The sequence below is a fragment of the Desulfosediminicola flagellatus genome (assembly GCF_005116655.2).
GTDB lineage: Bacteria > Desulfobacterota > Desulfobulbia > Desulfobulbales > Desulfocapsaceae > Desulfopila > Desulfopila flagellata.
The window spans coordinates 4,931,603-4,957,326 of record NZ_CP050698.1 but is presented as its reverse complement, the minus strand read 5'-3'; the positions used below and the strand labels follow the sequence as shown (position 1 = coordinate 4,957,326).

Below are 25,724 nucleotides of genomic sequence, written 5' to 3'. Positions count from 1 at the left end.
TTCTCTCTTATGGTTCATAAATATCCTCAGGATCTGGTTGTCCAATTACTGGAAAAATGGCATAGACCCATGGGTACGCGAGACCCCAATGATGCCGGCCCGTTACCGTTACCCAGTAATAAGGTACTGGAAGAATTGCTATCCACCTGCTATCAGGTAAGCCAAATGCAGGAGGAGAGCCGGGATATCAGGTTCAGGTTAATTCTTGCTGAAGCTGAGCATTTTCGTTCTAAGGAAGGAGAGCAGCAGGGACTGTTTATTCTTAAACTTGCCGAGCCGCGCCCCTATAATACCTATGAATTGCTCAAGCTTGTTCCTTCAATCAATTTCAACAACTCTTTGGTTGGTATACGTTTCAGAGAGAATGAAGGGCTGCAGATATGGGGTGTAATCCATTCTGGTTCCCGCTGGACTCAGGTTATACACGGTGGAAGCAAGCAGGCTGCTCCATTACCGGTGGCACTCGGGATAAATGTTGTCGGAGCCGGAAGACTGACTGTTTTTCGTGGGCTTGAAATTCTTGTACAGCTGACCGGTGGCAAAATTATCGCTCCTTCCATTAACGTGTTTCAGGCGGACTGGATGAAAGAGCGTTTTTCAAAGATCCAGAGCCAGCTTGCTGCAGAGCATGCCCAGAATCCTTTAATGGTGAAAAATGAATGGGCAAGGATAGACCCATCTTTTGTGGGTAAGCTCTACCTGGAATTTTTCAAACATGTGATTAGCACTGTTCGTCGTTCAGGGCATGGAGGAACGATATTGTCCTTTCCAGCCGGTATGGAAAATATCATTTCAAAAGACAATCCCCACATATCCATTAAATACAGATTTGCAGAGAACGGAGCAAATGTTCAGTTGAAAACACTTGTTCTTGAAATAATGCAGGCGCTTGCGACAATCTGCGGCAGATTGTACGGCCATGATTATGTTGCGGGCTGGAAAGATTACGTTGCGCTGCAGGGGAAGAGGTTGTCACAACTCGATGAGCAGGTATTTAAATATGCACGATTCGTCGCTCGTTTAACTGGCGTTGACGGTGCCGTTGTAACCACTGAAGCACCTGAGCTAATTGGTTTTGGTGGAATCATTCAGGGGAATTATGAGATGGGGCAGCATGTGTCCAAAGCTCTGGACCCTGAAGGGATGAGTCGGCAGATTGAGCGTATCGAGAGCGTGGGTACACGTCATCGATCATGTTATTATCTCTGCAAAAAATTCCATAATGTACTTGGAATTGTTGTATCTCAGGATGGCAAGGTGAGAGCAGTAACCTGGGGAGATGATACGGTGTTGTACTGGGATGTGATTCCAATAGATTTTGCATTGTAATGTTATTGAGTTGGTTAACAGCCTCCTGGGCAACCGGGCATGCTGTTTACTTCTATAGGATGAACTGAATATTGCGGTTGTCCGCGGGCTGGAGGCGTGATATACTCTCGCTTTTTTTACCACTATCCCTCAAGGGAAATAGTGGATAGAGATTTATGGTGCATAGATAGAATGAAAAAACGTACTGCTGTTACTCCAATTATCGTCGGATCTGCTTTGCTTGCAGTTGTTGCAGTTATTGCTGTTACCGATGTTTTTCAGCCGCTCATCGAATTTATCCATACCGGTGAAATATCCCTGGTGCAGGCGCTGTGGTGCCTGGTGGCAACCGTTGTTGCCTTCGGCCTGACTCTCAAGCTGTTGATAATGCTTGGAGGCTATTTTCTCCCCAAGGCGGAAGAGCGCCGAGGTGATCTTGAAAAGAATGGGAAAAAATAGCCCGAGAGAGAACTTCCAGTACAATCAGGAAAGATCGAAATTGATCCCTTGGGCAAGTGGCAGCTCGCTTCCGTAATTAACCGTAACGGTCTGCCGCCGCATATAGCCTTTCCATGAATCAGATCCCGATTCCCTGCCGCCTCCCGTCTCTTTTTCACCTCCAAAAGCACCACCGATTTCAGCTCCTGAAGTACCGATATTCACGTTTGCAATTCCACAGTCAGAACCGACTGTTGATAAAAACATTTCAGATTCACGCATATCGGTTGTGAATATTGATGAGGACAAGCCCTGACGTACGCCATTCTGAATGGCGATTGCCTCATCGACACTACCTGAATAGCGAAGCAGGTAAAGAATCGGCGCAAAGGTTTCTTCCTGGACGATCAGACAGTTTGGTTGAACTGCAGCAAGTGTTGGTTCGACATAACAGCCTGATTCGTAATTCGGACCAAAGAGTACATTTCCTCCATAAATAATTTCACCGTCCTGTGCGGTAATAGCCTCGACTGCTTCACGATAGTCGTGGACACTCTGCAAATCTATGAGTGGACCGATATGGTTGATCTCGTTAAGTGGATTGCCGATATTCAGGCTTTCATAGGCTGTGCGTAATTTTTTTACAACCGTGTCATATATTGAATCGTGGATAATCAGTCTTCGGGTGGTGGTGCATCGTTGTCCGGTGGTGCCGACAGCACCGAAGACCACAGCAGGAATGGCGATTTTTAAATCTGCGCTCGGTGCTATGATTATTGCGTTATTACCCCCAAGTTCAAGGATGGTTCGGCCGAGTCGGCGCGATACCACTTCTGCAGCATGCTTGCCGGAGGCAACAGAACCGGTAAATGAGATCAGCGGAATTGACGTATCTTCAAGCATCGAGTTGCCTACTTCATCTCTGTTGCCGATGATCAGATTAAAAATTCCTTCGGGCAGATTATTTTCCAGGCAAACCTCTCCAATGATTTTTTGTAGTGCGATAGCTGTCCCGGGTACTTTAGAGGAAGGTTTCCAGATGACGACATCACCACAGATTGCAGCAAGCATAGTGTTCCAGCCGTAGACTGCGAGGGGGAAATTGAAGGCGGTAATTACCCCGACAATGCCGAGTGGGTGGTATTGCTCATAGAGCTTATGTTGTGGTCGTTCTGAAACGGTGGTCATGCCATAGAGCATTCTCGACTGGCCGACGGCGAAGTCACAGACGTCTATCATCTCCTGGACTTCTCCTAATCCTTCCTGAAGGGGTTTGCCGGTTTCGTAGCTTATTAAATGTCCGAGCGGCTGTTTGTATAGCCGAACCTTTTCACCTATTTGCCTGACTATTTCTCCCCGCCGTGGGGCAGGTAGAGAACGCCAGTAAATAAACGCGTCTTTAGCAGTAGCAACGACTTCTGTATATTGCTCGGATGTAGCCAAAGGGATCTCAAGATAATGCGAGCCATCTACCGGTGAAAATGGTTTGAGGAGATTAGTCGTTTTGGCAGTTTTCCAGTCTTTACCTGTGGAAACTGATGATAAAGGTGACTCCAGGCTGAGTTCTTTGAGAAATTTCATTTTGACCTCGCTGGCAAGTTCTATTGGTTATATGTTATACATTAGTATCGCATCAGTTATGTCCAGAGTCAAGATGCGCGAGTTAGGCATTTTCCTTATATTCCGGCAGCTGTAGAACTGATTTCTAATAAAGAAAAGACCTGCTGCGGTTCACCGTAATAATCTAACATATTATATCTGAGAATTGGCCAAGTAGAGAACATGTTATTACATCGTTATCGTATCGCGACCCGAATCGGCTTTGTTGTAGGAGTAATTTTGTTAATGATGCTGGTATTGGCAGTTGTGGAGATGAAGGGACTCAACAGTATCAGAAAAAGTCTTGATGATATTGTAGGCAAACACTATCAACGGCTTCAGATTGCACAGGAATTGCGTTTTCAGGCACGCAACAGTGCCGTAATTGTTCGTAATGTTCTTCTGGTAACAGAACCCGACGCAAAGGATCTTGAAAGAAAGCGCTTCGAAGATAGTGCCACTACCTATCTCTCATTACTGGAAAAGCTTACCAAGCAGGAACAGATTGAAGAAGAAAATACAATTATAAATTCTGTGGTAGAAATTGGGGAGGTAACATTTGGTTTATGGCGAACGATTGCCGCAGCTGAAAATGGTGCCAGTCCACGCCAGGGTATGGAGATTCTTAAGGCTGAAGTGCGAAGTCATCAGTGGGGATTGCTTGATAACCTCGATGCCCTGGTTGCAGTAGAGCAGCATCTCGCTGAAGAGACAATGGAAAGGGCTTTATATAATTACGAGAAAACCAAATCGGTTATGGCAATGATTAATATCCTGGCCATCGGTGCCGGGTTGTTTTCGGTAGCTGCAATTACTGCCAGTATTGTTAGCCCGTTGCGGGAAATTACAGGGAAAGTGGATTCTATAGCAAATGGAGATTTTTCCACGAGAATAGAACTGGACCAACAGGACGAAATTGGACGATTAGCGACCCATATAAACAGGATGGTGGAAAAACTCGACGCTAATGAGGAAGAACTCGAAAAATATAGATATCATTTGGAAGAACTGATCGAGTGGCGGACAGGGGAAATGAATGAGCAGAGAGAGCGGTTTATTTCAGTGCTTATTCATGATTTAAAAGGCCCGCTTGTACCGATAATCGGATTTTCAAGGTTACTTATCAACAAGAAGGAACTCGATAGAAGTAAATTGAACAGATATCTACAGGAGCTTCATGAATCGACAACAAAACTGGCGACAGTGATTGAAAAAACTTCTGAAGCCTTGAGGCAGAAACGGTCATCGTTCAGTTTTGATAAAGAACCTTTCGATATAGAGGAGCTGCTTCACTCAGTGAGTGTAAGTTGCAGACATGCTTTTAAAACTAATGCTGTCACCCTTGTTTTAAATGACAAAGAAATAGATGAGTATACAAGTTCGGGGGAAATCCTCTATTCAGGAGATATCAGTAAAATCAGATCCGTGCTGGAGAACCTTATTGGTAATGCAGGTAAGTATGCATCGTCACGGGTAGAAATTAGTTTGGGCAGCAACAACCAGAGCATCAGGCTGACCGTCGATGATGACGGCTGCGGTGTTGATGAATCGTACAGACAAAGAATATTTGAAGAGTATTATCAAGCTCCGGGGAGTAAATGCGGAACCGGAGTGGGGCTCTATAGTGTCAAAAAGATAGTGGATCACTATGGTGGAATGGTAAAGGTTGAAAAGGCACCGCTGGGCGGTGCGCGCTTTTCAGTTATCTTGCCGATTACATAACATGATAGTTATCATTATTTGAAAATGGCTCTATTTTGACCAAAATTCCTGGACTAGTTTGGTAGCCTAGATCCGTTGTATATGCGGGTCATATTTCTTTAAATAAATCTCTGAAAGAGTAAGGAACATTGTCACAATAAGTGGACCATAAATAATTCCCAATACACCGTATACACTCAGCCCGCCAATAATAGAAAGGAACACCAGTAAGGTGTGCATCTTAACCTGGCTTCCAACCATCTTGGGTTTTACCAGGTATTCCATAGAGAAAGACAGGACCAGATAAAAAACAAAAAGGAATACGCCTGATCCGACACTGTCGTTAATAGCAAGGAACAGTGCAGTCGGGATCATGACGAGACCTATACCGAAAATAGGTAGAAACGCGAGTATCGCCATAATACAACCCCAGAGCAAGGGTGAGTTGAGCCCCATGATTGAAAACATCACGCCTGCGCATATTCCCTGTATAAGTCCACAGATACCATTGCCTTTTAATATCGCATTGGCAATCTGTTCAAATTTTCTTAGTAATAGCCGGTCTTCGTCGTCTGGCAGAGGCGAGAGGCGAATGATGTATTCCATAAGTTTGGGTTGATCAATCAGCAGGAAGAAGATCACGAGAATCATCATACAGAATGAAAAAACAAACTGCATGATATTTGCTGCCCAGCCGCTTGCCTGGTTATACAGCAAAAGCCCGCTCTTTTTGGCCACGTAGGAAAAGAAGTCGATTATGGCTGTTGGTTTAAAATCAAAACCAAAATCGGCCAGATATATCTGTAACCTCACTACCTGTTCACTTTCCTGAAGATATTGCTGCACTTTCGTCCCGACCTGGCTGTCTCTGCCCCAGTTGTAGAGACTTAGCGCTTCACCTGTGAGCGAACCTATAAAAAAGATAAGCGGAATGAAGACAATAGCGATAATCAGCAGGCAGGTGAGCACCGAAGCCATATTTTCAGATGTCCATCGTGTGAAAAACAGATAAATAGGCCTGAAAAGGTTGGTGAGCAGGAATGACAGTACCAGGATGGACCAGAACGGCCACAGTACCTTACCAAGAAAGAATAATGATATAAGGAATACCAGTAAAAAATACTTAATTCGCATGGGGCTGGGAGTAGCACCTGCGTTGATCTGTGTTTGTGGATTGTTGCTCATACGATTATTGCTCGTGGTGTGACGATTTGATAGTTCAGTATTACAGTGGAATGCTAGAATTCGATGGCGTCTTTTGCAATATCGTCGTAATTTCAGTTGTAAAAAAGTTAGTTTAAAGCTGCTTTGAATAATTACGCGTGCAGGTATATGTTCGTAGATATAATGCTAATTTTTAAGCGCCCCTTTGTAAAGGTATGAATTACTGTTGCAATAGGTAAGACAACTGAGTTATCGTGAATGTTTATCGCATTTATCGCATTTATCGCATTTATCGCATTTATCGCGGTGCATCGTGTTTAGTCCCCAATTGCTCCGAAAGTATATATCCTCTCGGTAATTTAGAAAAGAAAAATAAGTGCAGGCTAGGAGAATGGTATAATGTGGGAAGATCTTGAAGTTACATTGGAAAAAATATCTGAGGATCAACGGAAGGTTAAGCCGGCTCAGGACAGTCTGGGCTTTGGTCAGCACTTTACTGATCATATGTTTCTGATGAAGTGGAATCAGGAACTGGGCTGGCATGATGCCAAGATCTGTCCCTACCAGAACTTCGTGCTCGATCCCGCTTCAGTCGTTTTTCATTACGGACAGGCAATTTTTGAAGGATTGAAAGCCTATAAAGGTAAGGATGGACAGGTTTATCTCTTTAGGCCTGAAGATAACATTGAACGCATGAACTCTTCAGCGGTACGAATGTGTATGCCGCGTCTTCCTGTCGACAAAGTTATGAAATCCCTGAAAGGTCTTCTATATTTAGAAAAAGACTGGATACCCACTTCAGAAGGCGCCACTCTCTATATTCGTCCGACAATGATAGGTACCGAACCGTTCCTCGGAGTTCGGCCATCTAAAGAATATTATTTCTTCATCATATTGAGTCCTGTCGGAGCGTATTATTCTGAAGGATTTAATCCTACAAAGATATTTGTAAGTGATGAGCATGTGCGTGCTGTAAAAGGTGGTGTTGGTCACGTAAAAACTGCCGGAAACTATGCTGCATCACTTTATACGTCTGAGATGGCTAAGAAAAAGGGGTATACCCAGGTTCTCTGGCTGGATGCCTGTGAACACAAATATATTGAAGAGGTGGGTACCAGTAATATTTTCTTCAAGATTGGCGACGAACTGATCACTCCTCCCCTGGAAGGGTCAATTCTCGGAGGTATTACCCGAAATTCAGTGTTGCAGCTGACTGAAAAATGGGGTGTTAAAACTGTTGAACGTAAGATCACTATTGATGAGGTTTTATCCGCGATTCGTGACGGCAGTCTGACTGAAGCCTTTGGTACCGGCACGGCTGCGGTAATTTCACCTGTTGGTGAACTGTACTTTAAAGAAGAATCTTACTTGATCAACAATGGCGTAACCGGTGAGCTGTCACAGCGTCTTTTTGATGAGTTGCAGAGTATCCAGGCCGGTCAGGCTGAAGACCCGTTTAATTGGGTTGTAAGGGTCGGTTGATTATTTCACGTTTAATATAAATTGTTGTAAACTCGGGCTGTTGCTTGTTGTGGTTATAATAGTAGAAGTCGTGTTGTTTTTTTTGAGATATGGCCTTGATTTTTAATTTTCCACGCTTACTGTTTTGCCGAGTTTATGATACCCGCCCGAAAAACGGGCGAAAATAACGAATTGGGGAACCATATACAACAATTCAATGGGCCCGTTCGATAAATAACACACAACACAAAATAGCTAGGAGGAAGTATGAAAATTCGTCCATTGAACGATCGTCTTTTGGTCAAGAGACTGGAAGAAGAAACGACAACATCTGGTGGTATCATCATCCCTGACAGTGCTAAAGAGAAGCCGGCTGAGGGCGAAGTCGTAGCAGTTGGACCAGGAAAACTTAACGATAAAGGTGAGCGTGTAGCACTTCAGGTGCAGGCAGGTGATCGTGTACTCTTTTCCAAATATGGTGGTACCGATGTGAAGCTTGATGGTGACGATTTCCTCATCATGCGCGAAGACGACATTCTTGGTGTTGTAGAATAATTGTAGTAAAAATCTTACTTCTTGCTACCGCCATGTGCGGGAGAATATATAAAGGGAGAATCTAATAATGGCTGGAAAAGACATTAAGTATGGTGTTAAAGCCCGTGAGTCAATTCTCGAGGGTGTTAATACTCTTGCCAATGCAGTTAAAGTTACCCTCGGACCAAAGGGTCGTAACGTTCTGATTGAAAAATCTTTCGGCGCACCTACCATCACTAAAGATGGTGTGACTGTTGCTAAAGAGATCGAAATCAAAGACAAGTTCGAAAACATGGGCGCACAGATGGTTAAGGAAGTTGCTTCCAAGACATCTGACGTTGCCGGTGACGGTACTACTACTGCAACCGTTCTTGCTCAGGCTATCTACACCGAAGGTGTTAAGCTTGTAGCAGCAGGTGGCAACCCAATGGAAATCAAGCGCGGAATCGACAAAGGTGTTGAAGTTGTCATCGGCGAGCTTGCTAAAATTGCTACCCCTACCAAAGAGCAGAAAGAGATCGCTCAGGTTGGTACCATTTCTGCTAACAGCGACGAGACCATCGGTAATATCATTGCCGAGGCTATGGACAAAGTTGGTAAAGAAGGTGTTATCACCGTTGAAGAAGCAAAGTCCATGGAGACCACTCTGGACGTTGTTGAGGGTATGCAGTTTGACCGCGGTTACCTCTCTCCATATTTCGTAACAGATCCGGATCGTATGGAAGTTTCTATGGAAGACCCATACATCCTTCTTGTTGAGAAAAAAGTTTCCAACATGAAAGATCTTCTTCCATGTCTTGAGTCAGTTGCCAAGATGGGTAAAGGCCTTTTCATTATCGCTGAAGATGTTGATGGCGAAGCACTTGCGACTCTCGTTGTAAACAAGCTTCGTGGTACCTTGAATGTTGCTGCAGTTAAAGCTCCAGGCTTTGGCGATCGTAGAAAAGCAATGCTCGAAGATATCGCAATCCTCACCGGTGGACAGGTTATCACCGAAGACCTCGGCATCAAGCTTGAGAACGTTACTGTAAACGACCTCGGAACCGCTAAGCGTGTTGTTATCGATAAAGATAATACCACCATCGTTGACGGTGCTGGCGATCCTGCTAAGCTCGAAGCGCGTGTTAAGCAGATCCGCACTCAGACCGAAGATACCACCTCTGATTATGATCGTGAGAAGCTCCAGGAGCGTCTTGCTAAGCTTATCGGCGGTGTTGCTGTAATTAATGTTGGTGCAGCTACCGAAGTTGAGATGAAAGAGAAGAAGGCACGTGTTGAAGATGCTCTGAACTCTACCCGCGCAGCTGTAGAGGAAGGTGTTGTTCCTGGTGGTGGTGTTGCATATATCCGTTGCCTCAAAGCTCTTGAAGCTCTTGAGCTTGTGGGTGAGCAGGGTCTTGGTAAGAACATTCTTCTTCGTGCACTCGAAGAGCCTGTACGTCAGATTGCTTCCAACGCTGGCCGTGAAGGTTCTGTGATCGTAGAGCATGTGAAAGAAATGACAGGAGCTATGGGATTCAACGCTGCAACAGAGCAGTATGAAGACCTCATTGCTGCCGGTGTTATTGATCCTGCAAAAGTTACCCGTACTGCACTCCAGAACGCAGCTTCCGTTTCAGGTATGCTGTTGACCACCGAATGCGTAATTGCTGATTCACCAGAAGATAGCGATGGCGGCGGTATGCCACCTATGGGTGGCATGGGCGGCATGGGTGGAATGGGCGGCATGGGCGGAATGATGTAATCTGATTTTCCGTCTGTTCGGAGTTGCTCCGTTCATCCCTTGAAGGGACGACAAAAGGTCTCGAAAGAGGCCTTTTGTCATTTTGTAAAAAAAGTAGTAAAAAAATGTTGACAGAGAAGGCCGATTACAGTAATTTGCCGCCTCGTTGGACGGCGATGTAGCTCAGATGGTTAGAGCATACGGCTCATATCCGTAGTGTCCGGGGTTCAATTCCCTGCATCGCCACCAAGTTGATACCGCCAGTATTTATACGGCGTTTAGATATAAAGCCCGTTACGATTTATCGTAACGGGCTTTTTTTGTTGTTGAGGACTTGGGGATTAAGGCTGAGTGTAAGCAGCTTGTAATGCTATCATCTTGCATGCCGGATGTGGTCGCTGCGGGAGATCTGCTATCTTTCGGATGGGAAGCTGGTGAGATGTTGTATTGATCGATTTTCTTTAACTGGTGGTGGACTATTGATTTGTAGTCGGGTTTATTCCATCTCCGGGTCACTACGCAGTGTATGGGAGTCCGAAGATGGAAATCGTATGATAAGAAATAGCGTGTACGGCGCCTGGTGAACGAGATCTCCTGGGCAGAATCGATTTTTCGAGTTTGGTAATAGGCTCAATACATACTGAGGTGGAGAAATTTCTTAAGATGATATAGGGCAAAGAATGTGTTGTTTCTCCAGTTGATCGCCTATTGCTTATTATCGATAGTGTTATTTGCTGTAGGCAGTAGAGGTTGTATCACCACCAGTTCCGGTCCAGTTGGTGTGGAACCATTCTCCGCGGGCTTTATCAATCCGCTCATACATATGCGCCCCAAAGTAATCTCGCTGTGCCTGTAGAAGGTTTGCAGGAAGATATGCAGTGCGTAGGCCGTCAAGATAGTTAATCCCTGCACTATGACAAGGCATCGGTACTCCCGCCATAACCGCTGCAACAATAACTCGTCTCAAACTTGCCTGGGCACCTGTCACCGTCGTATTGAAATACGGGTCCAAAAGCATATTAGCAAGTTTCATATCTTTGGTATAAGCGTCGGCAATTCTGTCGAGGAAGACAGACCTGATAATACATCCACCTCTCCAGATGCGCGCTATGTCGGCATAATTCAGATCCCAGCCAAGCTCTTCTGAAGCGGCTTGGAGTAGTCCAAATCCTTGGGTATAAGAAATGATTTTTGCCCCATATAATGCGCTGCCCAAATCTTTCAGTATCTCCTCTTTGTTACCTTCAAAGGCAGACACCTTCCCTTGAATCTGTTCTGAGGCTGCAACGCGAAGATCCTTGAAACTTGAAAGACAGCGGCCAAATACCGACTCACTTATCAATGAGAGAGGAACACCGAAATCAAGAGCTGCATTCACGGTCCACTTGCCTGTGCCTTTTTGTCCTGCGGCATCAAGGATTTTATCGACTAAGGGATTGCCATCTGTGTCGAGATAAGCCGTTATGTCGGCTGTAATCTCAATCAGGTAGCTGCTGAGCTCACCTTCATTCCAACGGACAAACACCGAGTGGATCTCATCTGGACTCATTTGAAGAATGACCTTCATGAAATGGTACGCTTCGCAGATAAGTTGCATATCGCCATATTCGATACCGTTATGGACCATTTTAACGAAATGTCCCGCACCACCAGGCCCCATCCAGGCACAACATGAGGAACCATCCTCAACTTTTGCTGCTGCAGCAGTAAAGACAGGCTCGATAAAAGGCCATGCTTCCAGGGAACCACCCGGCATAATGGAAGGTCCTTTAAGTGCACCTTCTTCACCGCCGGAAACACCTGTTCCTATAAAACGTAATCCTTTTTCCTCAAGATAGTTCTGTCGGCGGATAGTGTCGTGATAATTTGAGTTGCCGCCGTCAATGACAATGTCACCTTTTTCGAGATGCGGGAGCAACTGCTCAATGAACTGATCGACAGGGTTGCCGGCTTTGAGCATCATCAGTATTTTTCGTGGAGATTCAAGGGACTGCACAAAATCCTTAATCTCCTGAAAACCTGTGATTTCTTTTCCTTCAGCGCGGCCAGAAAGAAATCGCTCTGTCTTTTCGTATGTCCTGTTATACACAGCAACGGAAAAGCCTTTTGATGCCATGTTCAACACAAGGTTTTCACCCATTACGGCAAGGCCTGCCACCCCTATTGTATGTTTCATTTGTGTCTCTTTATGCCTCTAGTATTGTAGTTAGTGTCCGACCTAAAACCGCCAATTTTCCCAATTTCTTCGTAGGTCTCAAATTCTAATCCTTAAAATACTTTGTGTATTCCTCTGGTTAAAATTATCGGCCGCCTTGAACTTGAAAAAAATTGCAGGTTTTCGTTCAGGCACCAGTTAGTTATATTGCCGTCAGTCTCAGCCCTCAGCAACAGAAAGTGAGGCGAGAGGAGAGGAGGGGTGAGGAGTGAGGCGTTACTGCATAAACAAACGGCTTAAATGCGTGGTTTGCTCGCAATGGTGAGCAATTCAGGCTGATATGCTGTAGATAATTGAATCGACTATGGCCTCTGGGCTATCAGCAATACTGACAATCAAACCGCTCGTTGGTTCTTCTAGTGTGTTTAACTGGCTTTCAAGCAGGCCTTTATCCATATACAGATGTGTACGGGTTTCAATCCGTTCACGAAGCAGTTCCGGGCTGCCCTGTAAATAGACCGAAATTACAGATTGCTGGTTAATACCAAGCAGTTTCCTGTATTCCTGCTTCAAGGCAGAACAGGCAAGGATAAGATTGTCGTTGTCTGATACTGCTTTCTCAATAGCAGCATGAAGAATATGCAGCCATGGATATCGGTCTTCATCGCCAAGAGGTAATCCTGCCTTCATTTTCGCAATATTGGCAGGGGGGTGAAAATCATCTCCATCGGCAAACCGCCAACCAAGGCGGTTTGCGAGAAGCTTTCCGATAGTGGTTTTCCCGCACCCCATTGGGCCTGTGAGCACTATTACCATCATTTACCGGATTAAAGATTTACCAACCACAACGCAATGCCTGGGTTTAAGACAACCAGGGCAAGCGCGAGTAGCTGCATAAGAATAAATGGCCATACTGAAGAAAAGATGTCGATAAGTGTAATCTCAGGAGGCGCAACACTTTTAAGGTAGAACGCGGCTGGCCCGAACGGCGGGCTTAAAAACGATACCTGCATATTCATACAGAACACCACGCCAAACCAGACAGGGTCATATCCCAACCCTGTTACTATCGGGACAAAAATTGGCATAGTAAGAAGGGCAATGCCTATCCAGTCCATAAACATCCCTAGGAAAATAAGTATTCCCATCATGAGTAGGATAATCAGCAAAGGACTGACATCAAGGCCGAGGATCATTCCCTGGACAAACCTGCTTCCTCCCATGAGGTTATAGACACCAATCAGTGCGCTGGCGGAGATACCAATCCAGATGATCATGCCGCATGTCCGCATGGTCTGTACGAGAGACTCCTGCAGAACCGAAAATTTCAACTCACGTCTGACTGCTGCGAGCAGTAAAACTGCTGTGACGCCAACACTTGCTGCCTCAGTGACCGAGGCGATGCCGCCATAGATAGAACCGAGTACAAATACAATGATAATTCCCGGTGCGGCAATATCCATGATCACTTTGCCGATGCCACCAAAATCATCAAGCTCGTCGCCTGAAGCTGTAGGGGCAAGACTAGGTTGCAGATGGCATCTAACCAGGATGTAGACCAGGTAAAATCCGGCCAGCATAAGCGCTGGCATTACTGCCGCAGTAAACAGGTCACCGATTGATACATTTGCGGTAAGACCATAAATAATCAGTACGATACTGGGCGGGACCATCGTTCCTAAAGATCCACCGGCACAGACAGTACCAATTGCAAGTTTTTTATCATATCCGAGGCGCAACATCTGGGGCAGCGCCAGCATGCCGAGAAGTACAGTCTCCCCGCCAATGATTCCGCTCATAGCTGCGAGAAACACAGCCACAACCAGGGTCTGGACAGCTACGCCACCCTTGATTCGGCCACCGAAAAACTGCATGGCGTTATACAGATCTTTGGCTATATTTGTACGATCCAGCAGCGAAGCCATCAGTACAAACATCGGTACAGCAATAAGCGTATATTCGCCGACAAAGCTATATATTCTGCTCGTTAACAGAGGCAGGACATTTGGCCCGAACCAGCCGATTGCAAAAAACATAGCAACAAAACCGGTTAAATACGCCAGCGGTTTTCCCATCATTAATAGGACGATCATCATGCCGAACAGCAGAAAGGTTCCCCATTCGACACCGAGTGCAGATAATTCAAACATTCAGCGACTCCTTTGTGCGTATTATTCGGCTTTGTGCTCTTTTTCCGATTTCATCTGACGTAGTAGCGTAATTTTGGCCCAGAGTTGCTGTATTGCCTGCAGGGTCATAAGTGCTACAACTATAAATAGCACCGTTTTTACGACTGCTGGAGCCGGTGAGTTAAACGCTGAACCGGATCGCTGAGCGCGGAAAACGCCTGTCGGGTCAAATAATGCTTTCTGGGTCATCAAATATCCAGCCCAGGCAAGCCCTGCGCAGAACAGCAGATTTAGAACACCGACAATTACATCAACTATGCGACGGGTCTTTTTGCCCATGGCGTCTCGGATCACGGTAACCCTGATGTGCCGGTCTTCTGCCATGCAGTAAGAGCCACCCCAGAGCATGCCAATTCCGACCAGCATGAGAGTCGTCTCATGTGCCCAGGTTGTCGGGCGGTCAAATCCATAGCGCATAACCACCTCGAAAACGCTGATAACCACCGCAACAAAATAGAGCCAGCCAACCACGTTACCAAGTTTTACAATCCAGATATCCAGGCGTGACATCGGTTGCCCGGTAATTGTCCGCGGAATCTCAGTATTTGAGCTCATTTCTGCTCTCCTTGAAAAACTGTTTCAGGCAGCAACGCAGGCTGCCTGAAACAGCAGGGGACATTACATCAAACCCTGTGACTTCATAAACTTCACCAGCGCTTCTGCATACTCTTTAGCAATCGGCGACTGTTTGGTTACGCTTTCCCACTGGCCACGTGCTATATTTCTGAACTTTGCACGTTCTTCCAGTGACCAGTCAGAAATCTGAATGCCTTCGGCCCGAGCCTTGGCTGCAGCCTCCAGATCCTGCATTTCATACTGGAAGAACACCTCTGTAGCGAGACGCCAGACGCCGGTTTCCATCATGGTCTGAATGGACTTTGGCAGACCATCCCAGATATCCTTGTTGATGGTGACAACTTGTAGAGGCATGGAATGAAAGCCAGGGAATACGGGATACTTGCCAATCTTATGCATGCCCTGCTTATGATTTACTGAAAACAGTGTGTAATCAGCAGCATCAATGACGCCTTTCTCTAATGAAGTGTAGACCTCAGAGCCAGGCAGATTTACAGGAGCTGCGCCTGCTGCAGCAAATACCTTCTGTACCATTCCTTCAGGTGCACGCATCTTAAGGCCTTTGAGATCAGCTACACCGTTAAGTGGTTTGGAAGACACGAAAGCTTCAACACCGGTGATAACAACACCAATCAAATGCACGTTGTATTTGTCATAGAGCTTCTGGAAGATCTCCTTGCCGCCACCGTAATTGATAAACTTCAGTGCCTCAGATGGATGGCCGAACGCTCCAACAGTGTTCCCGATAAGACCAAAAGCGGGATCGTGACCCGCAAAGTAGGAAGGATCCGTGAACTCACCCTGCAGGATTCCTGCACTCACTGAGTCCAGAGTTTCGTTGTACTGCACTACAGAACCAGTAGAGGCAACAGAAATCTTGACCTGCCCGTCAGTCATCTCCTGCATCCATTTGCTGTAGTTCTCAGCCATCTGGAACATGAAAATGCCTGGCTGGTCAGAGGACTGGAAGGTCCACTCGTAGTTCTGCTTCGCCATCGCCGGACTGCATGCCAGTGCAAGTGCAACTACTGCGCTACCCAATACCTTTTTCAACATACTTTCCTCCTCGTTGTTTTGCATTCAGCCCTACTGGTTCAATTACCCGCAAGGCTCCTCAATTTTTCCTGACTACGGCTCTGGATTCAGGTGATCTGCTTACTTGCTTTCCGCTTCAAAGTACTGAAGAATGTCTCTTCGAAAGGGAATGTTGAGATCCTGCAGATCGTGAACAGTTTTGCATAAAACCCGCCGTGCTTCCTGTCTTGCAAGCTCTGGTTTTCGCGAGCGTATAGCCTCAAGAAGTCGTTGATGGTTATCAATACTTACTGATACCGATTCGACCTTCTCAAAGGTTAAGCGGACAATCAACTCGACAGAGACCATGCAGAGATCCCGTAATCTGGAAAGAAAAATATTGCCTGAAGACTCTAATATTATGTTGTGAAAATCAATATCGCCCTGGGTCGACTCCGGAGTGCGCAAACTTTCGCCCGTGCTCATTCTGCCTAGCGCTTCAGACATGGCCATAAATTGCTCCATACTCCCCCTGATAGAGGCAAGTGCAGCTGCCTCTGGCTCAATGATGAGTCGTATCTCCAGAAGGTGTTCAATGATAGAAATGGCCATGTCACTTTCGCGTAGCCAGCATAACACCTCCGGGTCGAGCAGCATCCATGATGAAAGAGGTTGAACTGTTGATCCCTCACCCTGTTTAGAAGAGACCATTCCTTTCGAGACCAGAACAGAAATTGCCTCACGGACAGCTGTTCTGCTAACGCCGAGAGCGCTGCAAAGATCTGTTGTTCCTGGTAATTGTTCTCCGACCTTTAATGACTGGGAGAGTACCTGATGCAACAGGTGTTCAATGACCTGCCACCGCACTTTCGGATGTTTTATATTTGCTGGACTGCTATATGTATATGGACGTAATTCTGTCATTAATTCACTCACGTTTTTTTTGCTACCATTCAGCTATTGAGCCGTCACGATGTCGCCATACTGGATTGCGCCATCGATGTCCTTCAACAGCACGTTCTTGTACTTTTTCTTCATTGATTTCTATACCAAGCCCAGGGCCGGAGGGGAGTTCTACATAGCCGTCTTTGCAGCTGAACACCTCTGGATCTACGAGATAATCAAGTAGATCATTTCCCTGATTGTAGTGTATGCCCAGGCTCTGCTCCTGAATGAACGCGTTATAACTCACTGCATCAAGTTGCAAACACGCTGCCAGAGCAATGGGGCCAAGTGGACAATGCGGTGCCAAAGCGACGTCATAAGCTTCAGCCATGGCTGCTATTTTACGGCATTCAGTAATACCACCAGCATGTGAAAGGTCTGGCTGGATGATGTCGACTGCGCCGGATTCAAACACCTTCTTGAAATCATAGCGGCTGAAAAGTCGCTCTCCGGCAGCAATAGGAATATTGCAGTGCCTTCGGATTTCGATCATTTCTTCGAGGTTTTCCGAGAGGACCGGCTCCTCTATAAACATCAGCTTAAACTGCTCAAGCTCTTTTGCTATAATTCTGGCCATGGGCTTATGGACCCGGCCGTGAAAATCTACTCCGATATCAAAATACGGCCCGCAGGATTGACGAATAGCAGCTACCCGCTCGACGAGTTCATCGATTTTCTTATGGCTGTCGACGATCTGCATTTCCTCTGTGCCATTCATCTTCACCGCTGTAGCACCACTGTCCATAGCTTCTTTTGCAGCTTTGCCGACATCAGATGGCCTGTCGCCTCCAATCCATTGATAAACTCGTATTTTATCGCGACAACGGCCCCCCAGCAGGTCGTAAACTGGTGTGTTGAAATGTTTGCCTTTTATATCCCAAAGAGCCTGGTCGATGCCTGCAAGTGCACTCATCAGGATAGGGCCACCCCGATAAAATGCGCCCCGGTAGAGTTCCTGCCAAATATCCTCAATCCGGGCAGGGTCTTTACCTATGAGATAATCCATCATTTCGTGGACAGCCGTTTCAACCGTATGGGCCTTACCTTCAATGACAGGTTCTCCCCAGCCGACAATACCTGTATTGGTCTCTATCTTTAAAAAGAGCCAACGAGGAGGGACGATCCAGGTTGAATATGAGTGTATTTTCATAGGTTATCTCTACAAAGTACTCTTCGTTATCAGTTGTGTATTTTATCTATGGTGAGAAAATACTATTTTTAAGTTGTATAAAATATGTGTACACTGGTTTGATTGTTGACGTCAATATTAATTATGAGGTGAATTGTGGCTAACCTGATCGCTCTTGACTGGGGTACAACCTCCTTCCGGGCCTACTTTTTAAATGAACATGGCAACATCCTCTGTAAGGTGAACAGCGAAGCTGGGATACTCTGTATTGAAAACGGAAAATTCTTACAAACTCTCTGTCAGCAACTCAAACAGCTAGGTACGATATCTCCGGGAACGCCGATCGTTGCTGCAGGAATGATTACCAGCAGGCAGGGTTGGGTTGAGACAGACTACGTGGAGTGTCCTGCCTCTCCAGAGGATCTCGCATTGAATTTGTCGCATCTTGATACAGAACCATTGGGCAGGATATGGTTTGTACCCGGTGTAAAACAGCTCACACCACACCCTGATATAATGCGGGGGGAGGAGACCCAGTTAGCAGGTATTACGCAATCAGGAGATCAGGTAGTCATACTACCGGGAACTCACTCCAAGTGGGTCAACCTTCATGACGGGATACTTACAAGTTTTTCAACCTTCATGACAGGCGATCTTTTTAATGCCGTTCGAAACCATACGATACTACGAGCCATTACAACAGCGAGCTGGTCTCCTGTTAGTTTCAGGAAAGGTGTTGATGAGGGCTACAATAGCATTGGAAAGGGTAAAGGATTACTTTCCAGTCTCTTTCAAACACGCGTAAAGGATATACTTGGATTATCGGAAGATGCTGGTACCGAGAGCTATCTTTCCGGCATTCTTATCGGCACAGAAATTGGTGAAGCTCTAAAGGCTGGCTATACTCCAACAGGGACGGTATGTGTACTGGCTGAACCACACCTGACAGAGCTGTATCTGTCCGCATTGGAACAGTTTGGAATTACAGCGCAATCTGCACCAGCTGATGTCTCAGCATATGGTCTTTTCCGAATTGCGCGCCTTAAACAACTCATCTGAGATATTATGAACTTTAAAACATCACTCCAATCATTTCCCTTTATCGCTATCACCCGTGGCATCGAACCGGATGAAGCTGTAGAATATGCTGGTTTGCTCATTGGTGAGGGCTTTCAAGTCATTGAGAACCCATTAAACTCTCCAGAGCCATATGAAACAATTCGTCGGATGGCAACTCACTTTGGTGAGTCAGCTATAATCGGCGCGGGAACTGTAACCAGGCCTGACCAGGTCATGCAGGTCAGGGATGCTGGGGGAAAACTCATAATTTCTCCACATTGCGATATCGAAGTGATTAAATCAACAAAAGAATGCGGGCTTATCTCCATTCCAGGAGTTGCCACACCTACCGAGGCGATGGCTGCCATCCATGCCGGAGCCGATGCCCTTAAGCTCTTTCCTGCAGAGCTTGTTACGCCTGCTGTTGTTAAAGCGATAAAGGCCATTTTGCCTAAGAATATACTTCTCATCCCTGTTGGTGGAATAGACAGTGCTAACTGGCAAGCTTACGTGCAGGCTGGTGCGCAAGGTTTCGGGCTAGGATCATCACTCTATAAAAAGGGCATGTCTTCGGAACAACTGGTTATAAATGCCAGAAAGTTTCGAAAGTCATTTGCTGAAAAAAACAACTCGTTTTGAAGTTATATGCAGATAACGGTCAATCAAACAGTCTGAGATTTTTGTAATCAATTCTAGTGATAGTGCCTGTCTGGTAAGTAGCGTTAATTGTGATCTGCTACAAGATCTACTATATCGCAAAGGGCAAATATGCTGTGGAGGTGTTTTTCTTCTTTGAGGTCTTTTATTTGTTCATTAAATCAATTGATTGTGATTGTGGTTGTAGTCGAAAGGGCGGTGAGAAATGCTGGTTAGCCTAATTTTTTACAGGGTGATACAATGACAACAATAACTGCTGTATAAAATAATCTCCCGGAAACACCTATCTCATAGGTATCAACAGTCACAAACAGGGATCAGTATGGTTGAAGAAAGAGTAAGAGAGATTCGCCTCAATCCAATTATCCCCATTGAATCAGTTTTGATAGCCTCAGCAAGGGGGGCACGACCTGTTACCAAGCACGAATCCTTTGAACCTGATAGACGCACACGAGTGGATGGCTGTCCTTTTTGTTCTGGTAATGAAGATCAAACTCCTGAGGAGTCCTTAAGGGAACCTGACTCAAAAGAGTGGCAGATTCGGGTCGTACGAAACCTGTATCCTGTATTAGATGATGATCACAATCTGCCGGGTTACGAGTTGGGCATGCATCGGGTCATTGAAGGGTATGGTCGGCATGAAGTGGTGATAGATCACCGCAATCACGGTATCCAAATCTATCAGATGGATGCTGCACATATAGGGGCCATTCTTGTCGTTTATCGAGAGCGAATGAAAAAGCTCTATCAATCAGCTGCCGGTCATAGCTATGTATTGATCTTTAAAAATTATGGTCCGGCATCAGGCGGCAGCATTGCCCATACACACAGCCAGATAATTGCCATGCCGATAATACCTGCCAATGTCGAGATTGAGATCAGTAGCAGCCGTAAGCTGTACAGCCAATATGAAAGATGTATCTTCTGTATGTTGATAGACGAGAATCTATCATATGAAACTACAGTATACGACCCCACGGACGGGCCTGTACATCGCAGTATTGAAGTTGGCAGGTACATCGTTGATAAGAATGAAAGTTTTGTTGCTATCAAACCGTTTGCAAGTAGATTCCCCTGGGAAATTCATATCCTGCCACGTATACATAGTCATGATTTTAGAAAAGTTACTGATGCTGAATGTATGGATTTTGCAATTCTTTTACAAAGGGTGATGGCACGTTTGCAGGTCTTACTCGGAGTGGTGCAGTATAACTTTTTCCTACATTCTGCTCCTGCGAAAATGACAGAAGCTGATCATCAAGCATGCTTCCATTGGCACCTTGAGATCTGCCCGCGAACAACTATTCCAAATGGTTTTGAACTCGGTTCAGGTCTGGCTATAAACACGCTCAGCCCGGAAGAGGCTGTACGTCGGTTGCGAGAAGCAGATTAGGGACTTCAAACAGGATAATTGGTCTACTACCTTGCCGATTCCTTGTGCTTTCAGTTATGTCATTTTCTTTACTGTATGAGCCTTTCAATCTTGTGATAATGGGCCCGATATTCACTTCAAGGTAGTTCACGGTGACGCAAAAACAAATTACTGCAATGAGTATAGCCCCTATTGGTCAGTTTCACATATTAGGGGGGATGGATAATTCTTGTGAAAAATAAACGACCCTGCGAGCACAGGAAGGTGTGATTGTGCTAAGCTCTTGTTGTGTAGAAGGAAATACTAAATACTACATGTTGGCCAGCGGAGAAATGATCAAAGATGAAAAGGACTTGATAGATAATTGATGTGAGCGATTATTCTTGCAGCATCTCTTTTGTTCATGCTAGTTTTATTTTTTTCGAGAAGTTTTAATCACAATATAACGAATAGTAAAAAAATTATATATACTATGACAAATCTCCCGCTGGAAAATTTTACGTATACTACCAAAAAACACGAACGTTCTCTTATCGCAAAACTGTTTCCTTCACTGCACTTCTACACACGTTTTGTTACAATTATTCTGCGCAGTTCCATGAAGGCAAGACGTGGAGAGTATGGTGATAAACAGTGGGGGGATAGCAGTCAGGCCGTGCTCCACTACCTTGAGGATATAGGTGTTCATATTCGTATATCCGGGCTTGAGCATCTGGAAAAAACAACAGGGCCTTGCGTGATAATCGGAAATCATATGAGTTTTATTGAAACACTCATTTTGCCTGCGATTATTTTGCCTCGTCGGGTGACCTTTGTTGTGAAGCAAAGTCTGGTTGAATATCCTGTTTTCAAACATATAATGCTGTCCCGTAATCCAATTGCAGTAAGCCGGACGAACCCACGGCAGGATCTCAAGGTTGTACTTGAAGAAGGAGTCAAGCGACTTGAAGACGGGATGTCTGTGGTTGTTTTTCCACAGTCCACACGATCTCATGTGTTTGACGCGAGTAAAATGAGCTCAATAGGAGTAAAGCTGGCCAAGAGGGCAGGGGTTCCGTTAGTACCACTTGCATTGCGGACAGATACTTTGAAAAATGGCCCATTAATAAAAGATTTCGGTAGAATTGACTGCAATCGCCCTATTCGTTTGGCCTTTGACACTCCGGCCGAGGTAGAGGGCCGTGGGAACGAAGAGGTGCAGTTGATAAACAGTTTTATTGAACGAAAGCTACAGGAGTGGGAGACAGAAACAGTTCCCTGGTGAATGAATAGAGTGTAATTGGAAAGGCAGAGCTAAAAAAAAGCGGGGGTATATCCCCGCTTTTTTTTAGTTGAAAATGTCATGTATTATTTGTCGAGATCAGGTTCTGCTTCAAAATCATCGTCATCATCATCATAAACGTCTTCTTCATCGTCGGTATCAGTATCGCTGTCCTTTTCCTCTTCCTCTTCGTCGTCCTCTTCAGCTTCACGTTCTGCAGCTTCATTCTGCATTCGCACTGCTTTAGGGATTTTCGATTCGGGAAGAATGAGTTCCGTGATTTTGGCAATCTCATCCTTGATGTCAGGATCATCCTGGCAGACAGGACATTCATCGACATGTTGTTCCATAAAAGAAATCATTCTGGCAGGAGCCATTGTTTCTTCTCTGACGCTTACAAACCAGGTCTTGGCAAGTTTTATGAGTCGTTCACACTGCATGTTATTGTAATTGAATATGTGGAATGGATATGGAAACTGTTCATTTGAGAGGCAATAGCCCACATATGGCAGTTCTTTTCGTTAAAATTGAATTGAAGAAAGTATTATAATAAAAACTTGTTTTCAAGGTCAATAATTATTAGTATGCTGGCTTTCCGTTAAAGCACTATGCGGAAGTGGACAGGGCACTGGTGGCCCTCCCGGACTTCAAATCCGGTGTAGCGGGTTAATAGCTCGCTAGGTGGGTTCGATTCCCATGCACTTCCGCCAGTCGATATATTAAGCGCCCTATGTATATAACATAGGGCCTTTTTTTTTGCCTCTATTTTCGTCCTGAATCAAGGCTGTCTAAAAACTGTTTCGTAATTAAGACTACATGGCTTTAGAAATAAAAGCCAGCAGGGCAGGTAACTTAAGATATTTTTGGATGTATTATTCAGGAAAACTGTCGTTCTGTTGCAACAAATGCAATCCAGTTATCGGGAGCATTTGTAATTGCGGCACCCATCGTTTTGGCATTGTCGTGAATTTGGTCCCATTTCCGGACCAGGTCAATAGTGAACGTTTGATAACCGGTATTGACCGTTGCGGTAAATTGATCTGAGTTGAACAGTTTTTCTGTTGGCAGGTCTTTTATACATATACCGGAATTAGAGATATTACATGTTGTTCCAGTAATTTTCCCTCCGTCACCAACTATGCTGACCAGAAGCATGTCGGTGTCAATTCGTTTATCTCTTCTTTGCTCCGATTCAGCCTCAGTTTCTTCAGTATGCTCTTGAACGGTATTAATCATGCTATAGATTCTTTGTAATATTCGTGCGATGGATATTACTATCAATGCTATGAGTGGTATCCCTACGAGTGCCATTATGGGTATGAGCAAAATGTAGGTAGTAAACCCGTTGTTTTCCATCATCCTATCCTCGTTATGTTTCGTAGCACGTATGTCTGGTATTGCTGGTTAATTTACCACGACGGGAAAATCTATGCATCCATGTGTGAGAGTGTTGTGAAGCATGGGGGAGGATGCACGTTGATGACCAAAAATATATAGATATAAAGAGTATTGATATTAGGTGGATACATGAATTTTGTATGTGAGAGTTCTGTAGTTCCCACCAGGGAAAAAAAATATCTAAAAGAATTTCAGGAAAAAGAAGACTGCCGAGATGCTGAATGAGTGAGTTTGAATTTCTGCCTAATGAGTTGGTTGAAGCTTAACACGTCAGTGAAGAGACATTGTGCTGAGGTAAGAAATTCAATTTTATCAGATAAAATTACTGAACAACTACGTCGTTGCTTGTCAGTTTATAGTTGGGTAATAAAAAGCCATCAGTCAGATTGACTACTAAGGTGAGAATGTAATGGAAGAGTTAACAAACGAGCACGAAAGCACAGGATAGAGGTTCATTTGGCCTTCCTGTGCTTCCGTATTTTGTCTATTACTTGATTAATGGATGTCCCATTTCTTCGCGCTGAGCAACATATTTTTCAGCGACTTTTCTGGCGATATTTCGAATGCGTCCAATATATCTGGTTCTTTCCGACACGCTGATAGCTTTTCGTGCATCTAACAGGTTGAAAGTATGGGAGCATTTCAGGCAATAGTCATAGGTTGGGAGTATGAGATTCTTTTCGATAAGCTTATGTGCTTCTTCCTCATAGGTGTTAAAAAATTCGACAAGCTTTTCAACATTTGCTTCTTCAAAATTGAAAGTTGAAAATTCTACTTCTGCCTGATGAAAGATTTCACCGTAGGTCACATTGTCATTCCAGGCAATGTCGTAAACACTTTCAACCCCCTGGAGGTACATGGCGATTCGCTCCAGACCATAGGTGATCTCAACGGTGGTCGGATGAAGCTCAATTGAACCAGCATGCTGAAAATAGGTAAACTGGGTAATTTCCATACCATCAAGCCAGACTTCCCAGCCGAGACCGGAAGCTCCGAGTGTAGGAGATTCCCAATCATCCTCTACAAAACGAATGTCGTGCTCAAGCAGATCAAGACCGAATCGCTTAAGGCTCTCAAGATAAAGCTCCTGAACATTCAGCGGGGATGGTTTAAGTACGACCTGATACTGATAATAGTGCTGAAGTCTGTTTGGGTTGTCTCCATAACGACCGTCTGTAGGGCGTCGTGAAGGTTGTGGGTATGCAGCTTTCCACGGCTCTGGGCCAAGTGCCCGTAAGAGGGTGGCAGGGTGGAAGGTGCCGGCGCCGACTTCCATATCGTATGGTTGCTGAATGACACAACCCTGGCCTGACCAATAGGTATCAAGCTCGAAGATGATATCCTGAAAGTTCATGGAATGTCCTCGTTATTTTAACTGGATAGTTGGATAGTTAAAGTGTGGATATACAGTTTATGGCTGATAATCAGACCATCGGAGTGTAATCACCGCACAAGTATAATTGTTCTCTTGACTTTTGTCTATGCGGTCATAATTTTATCTGCTTAAGCTACCATAGCATTTCACAGTGGTAAATGTTTTTTCTCCCATAGAAAATCCTTCACTTCTTATCATCTCAACTCTCCAGACGGGTAATAAATGCTGACCATAGAACGACTCTCTGATTATAAACCGCTTCTCAGCGAAACCAAAATAATTGCTGTTGTTGGATTGTCACCCAAGGAGAGCAGGCCAAGTAATCAGGTAGCAAGATATCTCATAGCAGCTGGTTACACGGTGATCCCGGTAAATCCCGGTCAGACTTCGATATTGGGCCTTCCATGTTATAGTACACTGCTGGACATTGATCGTAAAATCGATATGGTAAACATCTTTCGCAAGTCAGAAGACGTCTACCCCGTAGTGGAGGATGCTGTTGCAATTGGCGCCAAATTCGTCTGGATGCAGCAGGGTATTCGTAATATTGAGGCAGCGCAGTTGGCAGAGGCGAATGGGATCACTGTTGTAATGGATCGCTGCATCAAGATTGACCATATGAACGTGTTTCCTGCCGTTTCCTGATTCTCTATAGAATTATAATTA

At 45.1% G+C, this 25,724-nt stretch carries 23 protein-coding genes and 2 tRNA genes; 13 read left to right on the top strand and 12 right to left on the bottom strand.

Annotated features, from left to right (window positions below; all coding sequences use genetic code 11):
* The first annotated feature begins 9 nt into the window (after positions 1–9).
* Together FCL46_RS20555 and FCL46_RS20550 are read left to right on the top strand one after the other, a co-directional pair.
* Positions 10–1,329, top strand: a complete 1,320-nt coding sequence (locus tag FCL46_RS20555) for a putative sensor domain DACNV-containing protein (protein WP_136805989.1) — start codon at positions 10–12, stop codon at positions 1,327–1,329.
* A gap of 171 nt (positions 1,330–1,500) precedes the next feature.
* The gene (locus tag FCL46_RS20550; RefSeq protein WP_136805988.1) at positions 1,501–1,767 is read left to right on the top strand and encodes a hypothetical protein; all 267 of its coding nucleotides are present in this window, start codon (positions 1,501–1,503) and stop codon (positions 1,765–1,767) included.
* Between the two features lie 24 nt (positions 1,768–1,791).
* Here the strand turns inward: FCL46_RS20550 and amaB are convergent, their stop codons facing one another.
* Entirely contained in the window at positions 1,792–3,327 is a 1,536-nt protein-coding gene (gene amaB / locus FCL46_RS20545; RefSeq protein WP_136805987.1) for an L-piperidine-6-carboxylate dehydrogenase, read from the bottom strand.
* A 201-nt stretch (positions 3,328–3,528) separates the two neighbouring features.
* Here amaB and FCL46_RS20540 point away from each other — a divergent pair, with 201 nt between their 5' ends.
* Positions 3,529–5,067 (top strand): sensor histidine kinase, encoded by a 1,539-nt coding sequence (locus tag FCL46_RS20540; protein ID WP_136805986.1) that lies wholly within the window; start codon positions 3,529–3,531, stop codon positions 5,065–5,067.
* A 66-nt stretch (positions 5,068–5,133) separates the two neighbouring features.
* On the opposite strand, the gene FCL46_RS20535 is transcribed toward FCL46_RS20540, so the two are convergent.
* Entirely contained in the window at positions 5,134–6,231 is a 1,098-nt protein-coding gene (locus tag FCL46_RS20535) for an AI-2E family transporter (protein ID WP_228723260.1), read from the bottom strand.
* Between the two features lie 378 nt (positions 6,232–6,609).
* On the opposite strand from FCL46_RS20535, the gene FCL46_RS20530 reads away from it, so the two are divergent.
* The 4 genes from FCL46_RS20530 (at position 6,610) to FCL46_RS20515 (ending at position 10,177) form a co-directional block, all read left to right on the top strand.
* A complete protein-coding gene (locus FCL46_RS20530; protein ID WP_136805985.1) occupies positions 6,610–7,692 on the top strand; it encodes a branched-chain amino acid aminotransferase in 1,083 nt (360 codons plus the stop codon).
* A 246-nt stretch (positions 7,693–7,938) separates the two neighbouring features.
* Positions 7,939–8,226 (top strand): co-chaperone GroES, encoded by a 288-nt coding sequence (groES, locus tag FCL46_RS20525; RefSeq protein ID WP_136805984.1) that lies wholly within the window; start codon positions 7,939–7,941, stop codon positions 8,224–8,226.
* Between the two features lie 67 nt (positions 8,227–8,293).
* A complete protein-coding gene (gene groL / locus FCL46_RS20520; RefSeq protein ID WP_136805983.1) occupies positions 8,294–9,949 on the top strand; it encodes a chaperonin GroEL in 1,656 nt (551 codons plus the stop codon).
* A 151-nt stretch (positions 9,950–10,100) separates the two neighbouring features.
* A tRNA-Met gene (locus tag FCL46_RS20515) sits at positions 10,101–10,177 on the top strand.
* A gap of 478 nt (positions 10,178–10,655) precedes the next feature.
* On the opposite strand, the gene gnd is transcribed toward FCL46_RS20515, so the two are convergent.
* The 7 genes from gnd to dgoD all read right to left on the bottom strand — a co-directional run bounded on the left by gnd (position 10,656) and on the right by dgoD (position 17,957).
* Positions 10,656–12,104: a decarboxylating NADP(+)-dependent phosphogluconate dehydrogenase gene (gnd, locus tag FCL46_RS20510; RefSeq protein WP_136805982.1), complete on the bottom strand. Its 1,449-nt coding sequence runs from the start codon at positions 12,102–12,104 to the stop codon at positions 10,656–10,658.
* Between the two features lie 309 nt (positions 12,105–12,413).
* Positions 12,414–12,890: a gluconokinase gene (locus FCL46_RS20505; protein WP_217909478.1), complete on the bottom strand. Its 477-nt coding sequence runs from the start codon at positions 12,888–12,890 to the stop codon at positions 12,414–12,416.
* Positions 12,891–12,910: 20 nt separating this feature from the next.
* A complete protein-coding gene (locus tag FCL46_RS20500; RefSeq protein ID WP_136805981.1) occupies positions 12,911–14,233 on the bottom strand; it encodes a TRAP transporter large permease in 1,323 nt (440 codons plus the stop codon).
* A 21-nt stretch (positions 14,234–14,254) separates the two neighbouring features.
* Complete coding sequence (locus FCL46_RS20495; RefSeq protein WP_136805980.1) at positions 14,255–14,827, bottom strand: TRAP transporter small permease subunit; 573 nt, start codon at positions 14,825–14,827, stop codon at positions 14,255–14,257.
* A gap of 63 nt (positions 14,828–14,890) precedes the next feature.
* Positions 14,891–15,904: a TRAP transporter substrate-binding protein gene (locus FCL46_RS20490; RefSeq protein ID WP_136805979.1), complete on the bottom strand. Its 1,014-nt coding sequence runs from the start codon at positions 15,902–15,904 to the stop codon at positions 14,891–14,893.
* 99 nt (positions 15,905–16,003) lie between these two features.
* Positions 16,004–16,786: a FadR/GntR family transcriptional regulator gene (locus FCL46_RS20485; RefSeq protein ID WP_136805978.1), complete on the bottom strand. Its 783-nt coding sequence runs from the start codon at positions 16,784–16,786 to the stop codon at positions 16,004–16,006.
* 22 nt (positions 16,787–16,808) lie between these two features.
* Entirely contained in the window at positions 16,809–17,957 is a 1,149-nt protein-coding gene (gene dgoD / locus FCL46_RS20480) for a galactonate dehydratase (RefSeq protein WP_136805977.1), read from the bottom strand.
* A gap of 135 nt (positions 17,958–18,092) precedes the next feature.
* Between dgoD and FCL46_RS20475 the strand changes: the two genes are divergently transcribed.
* From FCL46_RS20475 to FCL46_RS20460, 4 genes are all read left to right on the top strand, one after another.
* Positions 18,093–18,995, top strand: a complete 903-nt coding sequence (locus FCL46_RS20475) for a 2-dehydro-3-deoxygalactonokinase (protein WP_167505770.1) — start codon at positions 18,093–18,095, stop codon at positions 18,993–18,995.
* Between the two features lie 6 nt (positions 18,996–19,001).
* Positions 19,002–19,634, top strand: coding sequence for a 2-dehydro-3-deoxy-6-phosphogalactonate aldolase (locus FCL46_RS20470; RefSeq protein ID WP_136805975.1), 633 nt, complete (start codon positions 19,002–19,004; stop codon positions 19,632–19,634).
* A 340-nt stretch (positions 19,635–19,974) separates the two neighbouring features.
* Positions 19,975–21,045 carry a galactose-1-phosphate uridylyltransferase gene (locus FCL46_RS20465; RefSeq protein ID WP_136805974.1) on the top strand — a complete coding sequence of 357 codons (1,071 nt, stop codon included), beginning with the start codon at positions 19,975–19,977 and terminating at the stop codon, positions 21,043–21,045.
* A gap of 451 nt (positions 21,046–21,496) precedes the next feature.
* A complete protein-coding gene (locus tag FCL46_RS20460; RefSeq protein ID WP_136805973.1) occupies positions 21,497–22,288 on the top strand; it encodes a lysophospholipid acyltransferase family protein in 792 nt (263 codons plus the stop codon).
* An 83-nt stretch (positions 22,289–22,371) separates the two neighbouring features.
* Here the strand turns inward: FCL46_RS20460 and FCL46_RS20455 are convergent, their stop codons facing one another.
* Positions 22,372–22,725 (bottom strand): hypothetical protein, encoded by a 354-nt coding sequence (locus FCL46_RS20455; protein WP_136805972.1) that lies wholly within the window; start codon positions 22,723–22,725, stop codon positions 22,372–22,374.
* 172 nt (positions 22,726–22,897) lie between these two features.
* Between FCL46_RS20455 and FCL46_RS20450 the strand changes: the two genes are divergently transcribed.
* Positions 22,898–22,995 (top strand) — tRNA-Sec (locus FCL46_RS20450).
* 166 nt (positions 22,996–23,161) lie between these two features.
* Here FCL46_RS20450 and FCL46_RS20445 read toward each other — a convergent pair.
* The gene (locus FCL46_RS20445; protein ID WP_136805971.1) at positions 23,162–23,644 is read right to left on the bottom strand and encodes a PilZ domain-containing protein; all 483 of its coding nucleotides are present in this window, start codon (positions 23,642–23,644) and stop codon (positions 23,162–23,164) included.
* Between the two features lie 526 nt (positions 23,645–24,170).
* Positions 24,171–25,037 carry a glycine--tRNA ligase subunit alpha gene (glyQ, locus tag FCL46_RS20440; protein WP_136805970.1) on the bottom strand — a complete coding sequence of 289 codons (867 nt, stop codon included), beginning with the start codon at positions 25,035–25,037 and terminating at the stop codon, positions 24,171–24,173.
* Positions 25,038–25,280: 243 nt separating this feature from the next.
* Between glyQ and FCL46_RS20435 the strand changes: the two genes are divergently transcribed.
* On the top strand, positions 25,281–25,703 hold the full coding sequence (locus FCL46_RS20435) for a CoA-binding protein (protein WP_136805969.1): 423 nt from the start codon (positions 25,281–25,283) through the stop codon (positions 25,701–25,703).
* Positions 25,704–25,724 lie beyond the last annotated feature (21 nt).

Bases quoted from the DNA above. Each gene is read 5' to 3' on its own strand.
- FCL46_RS20530 (WP_136805985.1), top strand. From the start codon at position 6,610: ATGTGGGAAGATCTTGAAGTTACATTGGAAAAAATATCTGAGGATCAA.
- FCL46_RS20540 (WP_136805986.1), top strand. From the start codon at position 3,529: ATGTTATTACATCGTTATCGTATCGCGACCCGAATCGGCTTTGTTGTA.
- amaB (WP_136805987.1), bottom strand. From the start codon at position 3,327: ATGAAATTTCTCAAAGAACTCAGCCTGGAGTCACCTTTATCATCAGTT.
- FCL46_RS20500 (WP_136805981.1), bottom strand. From the start codon at position 14,233: ATGTTTGAATTATCTGCACTCGGTGTCGAATGGGGAACCTTTCTGCTG.
- FCL46_RS20485 (WP_136805978.1), bottom strand. From the start codon at position 16,786: ATGACAGAATTACGTCCATATACATATAGCAGTCCAGCAAATATAAAA.
- gnd (WP_136805982.1), bottom strand. From the start codon at position 12,104: ATGAAACATACAATAGGGGTGGCAGGCCTTGCCGTAATGGGTGAAAAC.
- FCL46_RS20495 (WP_136805980.1), bottom strand. From the start codon at position 14,827: ATGAGCTCAAATACTGAGATTCCGCGGACAATTACCGGGCAACCGATG.
- FCL46_RS20460 (WP_136805973.1), top strand. From the start codon at position 21,497: ATGACAAATCTCCCGCTGGAAAATTTTACGTATACTACCAAAAAACAC.
- FCL46_RS20445 (WP_136805971.1), bottom strand. From the start codon at position 23,644: ATGATGGAAAACAACGGGTTTACTACCTACATTTTGCTCATACCCATA.
- FCL46_RS20535 (WP_228723260.1), bottom strand. From the start codon at position 6,231: ATGAGCAACAATCCACAAACACAGATCAACGCAGGTGCTACTCCCAGC.
- dgoD (WP_136805977.1), bottom strand. From the start codon at position 17,957: ATGAAAATACACTCATATTCAACCTGGATCGTCCCTCCTCGTTGGCTC.
- FCL46_RS20490 (WP_136805979.1), bottom strand. From the start codon at position 15,904: ATGTTGAAAAAGGTATTGGGTAGCGCAGTAGTTGCACTTGCACTGGCA.
- groL (WP_136805983.1), top strand. From the start codon at position 8,294: ATGGCTGGAAAAGACATTAAGTATGGTGTTAAAGCCCGTGAGTCAATT.
- FCL46_RS20470 (WP_136805975.1), top strand. From the start codon at position 19,002: ATGAACTTTAAAACATCACTCCAATCATTTCCCTTTATCGCTATCACC.
- FCL46_RS20435 (WP_136805969.1), top strand. From the start codon at position 25,281: ATGCTGACCATAGAACGACTCTCTGATTATAAACCGCTTCTCAGCGAA.
- FCL46_RS20555 (WP_136805989.1), top strand. From the start codon at position 10: ATGGTTCATAAATATCCTCAGGATCTGGTTGTCCAATTACTGGAAAAA.
- FCL46_RS20455 (WP_136805972.1), bottom strand. From the start codon at position 22,725: ATGCAGTGTGAACGACTCATAAAACTTGCCAAGACCTGGTTTGTAAGC.
- FCL46_RS20465 (WP_136805974.1), top strand. From the start codon at position 19,975: ATGGTTGAAGAAAGAGTAAGAGAGATTCGCCTCAATCCAATTATCCCC.
- groES (WP_136805984.1), top strand. From the start codon at position 7,939: ATGAAAATTCGTCCATTGAACGATCGTCTTTTGGTCAAGAGACTGGAA.
- glyQ (WP_136805970.1), bottom strand. From the start codon at position 25,037: ATGAACTTTCAGGATATCATCTTCGAGCTTGATACCTATTGGTCAGGC.
- FCL46_RS20550 (WP_136805988.1), top strand. From the start codon at position 1,501: ATGAAAAAACGTACTGCTGTTACTCCAATTATCGTCGGATCTGCTTTG.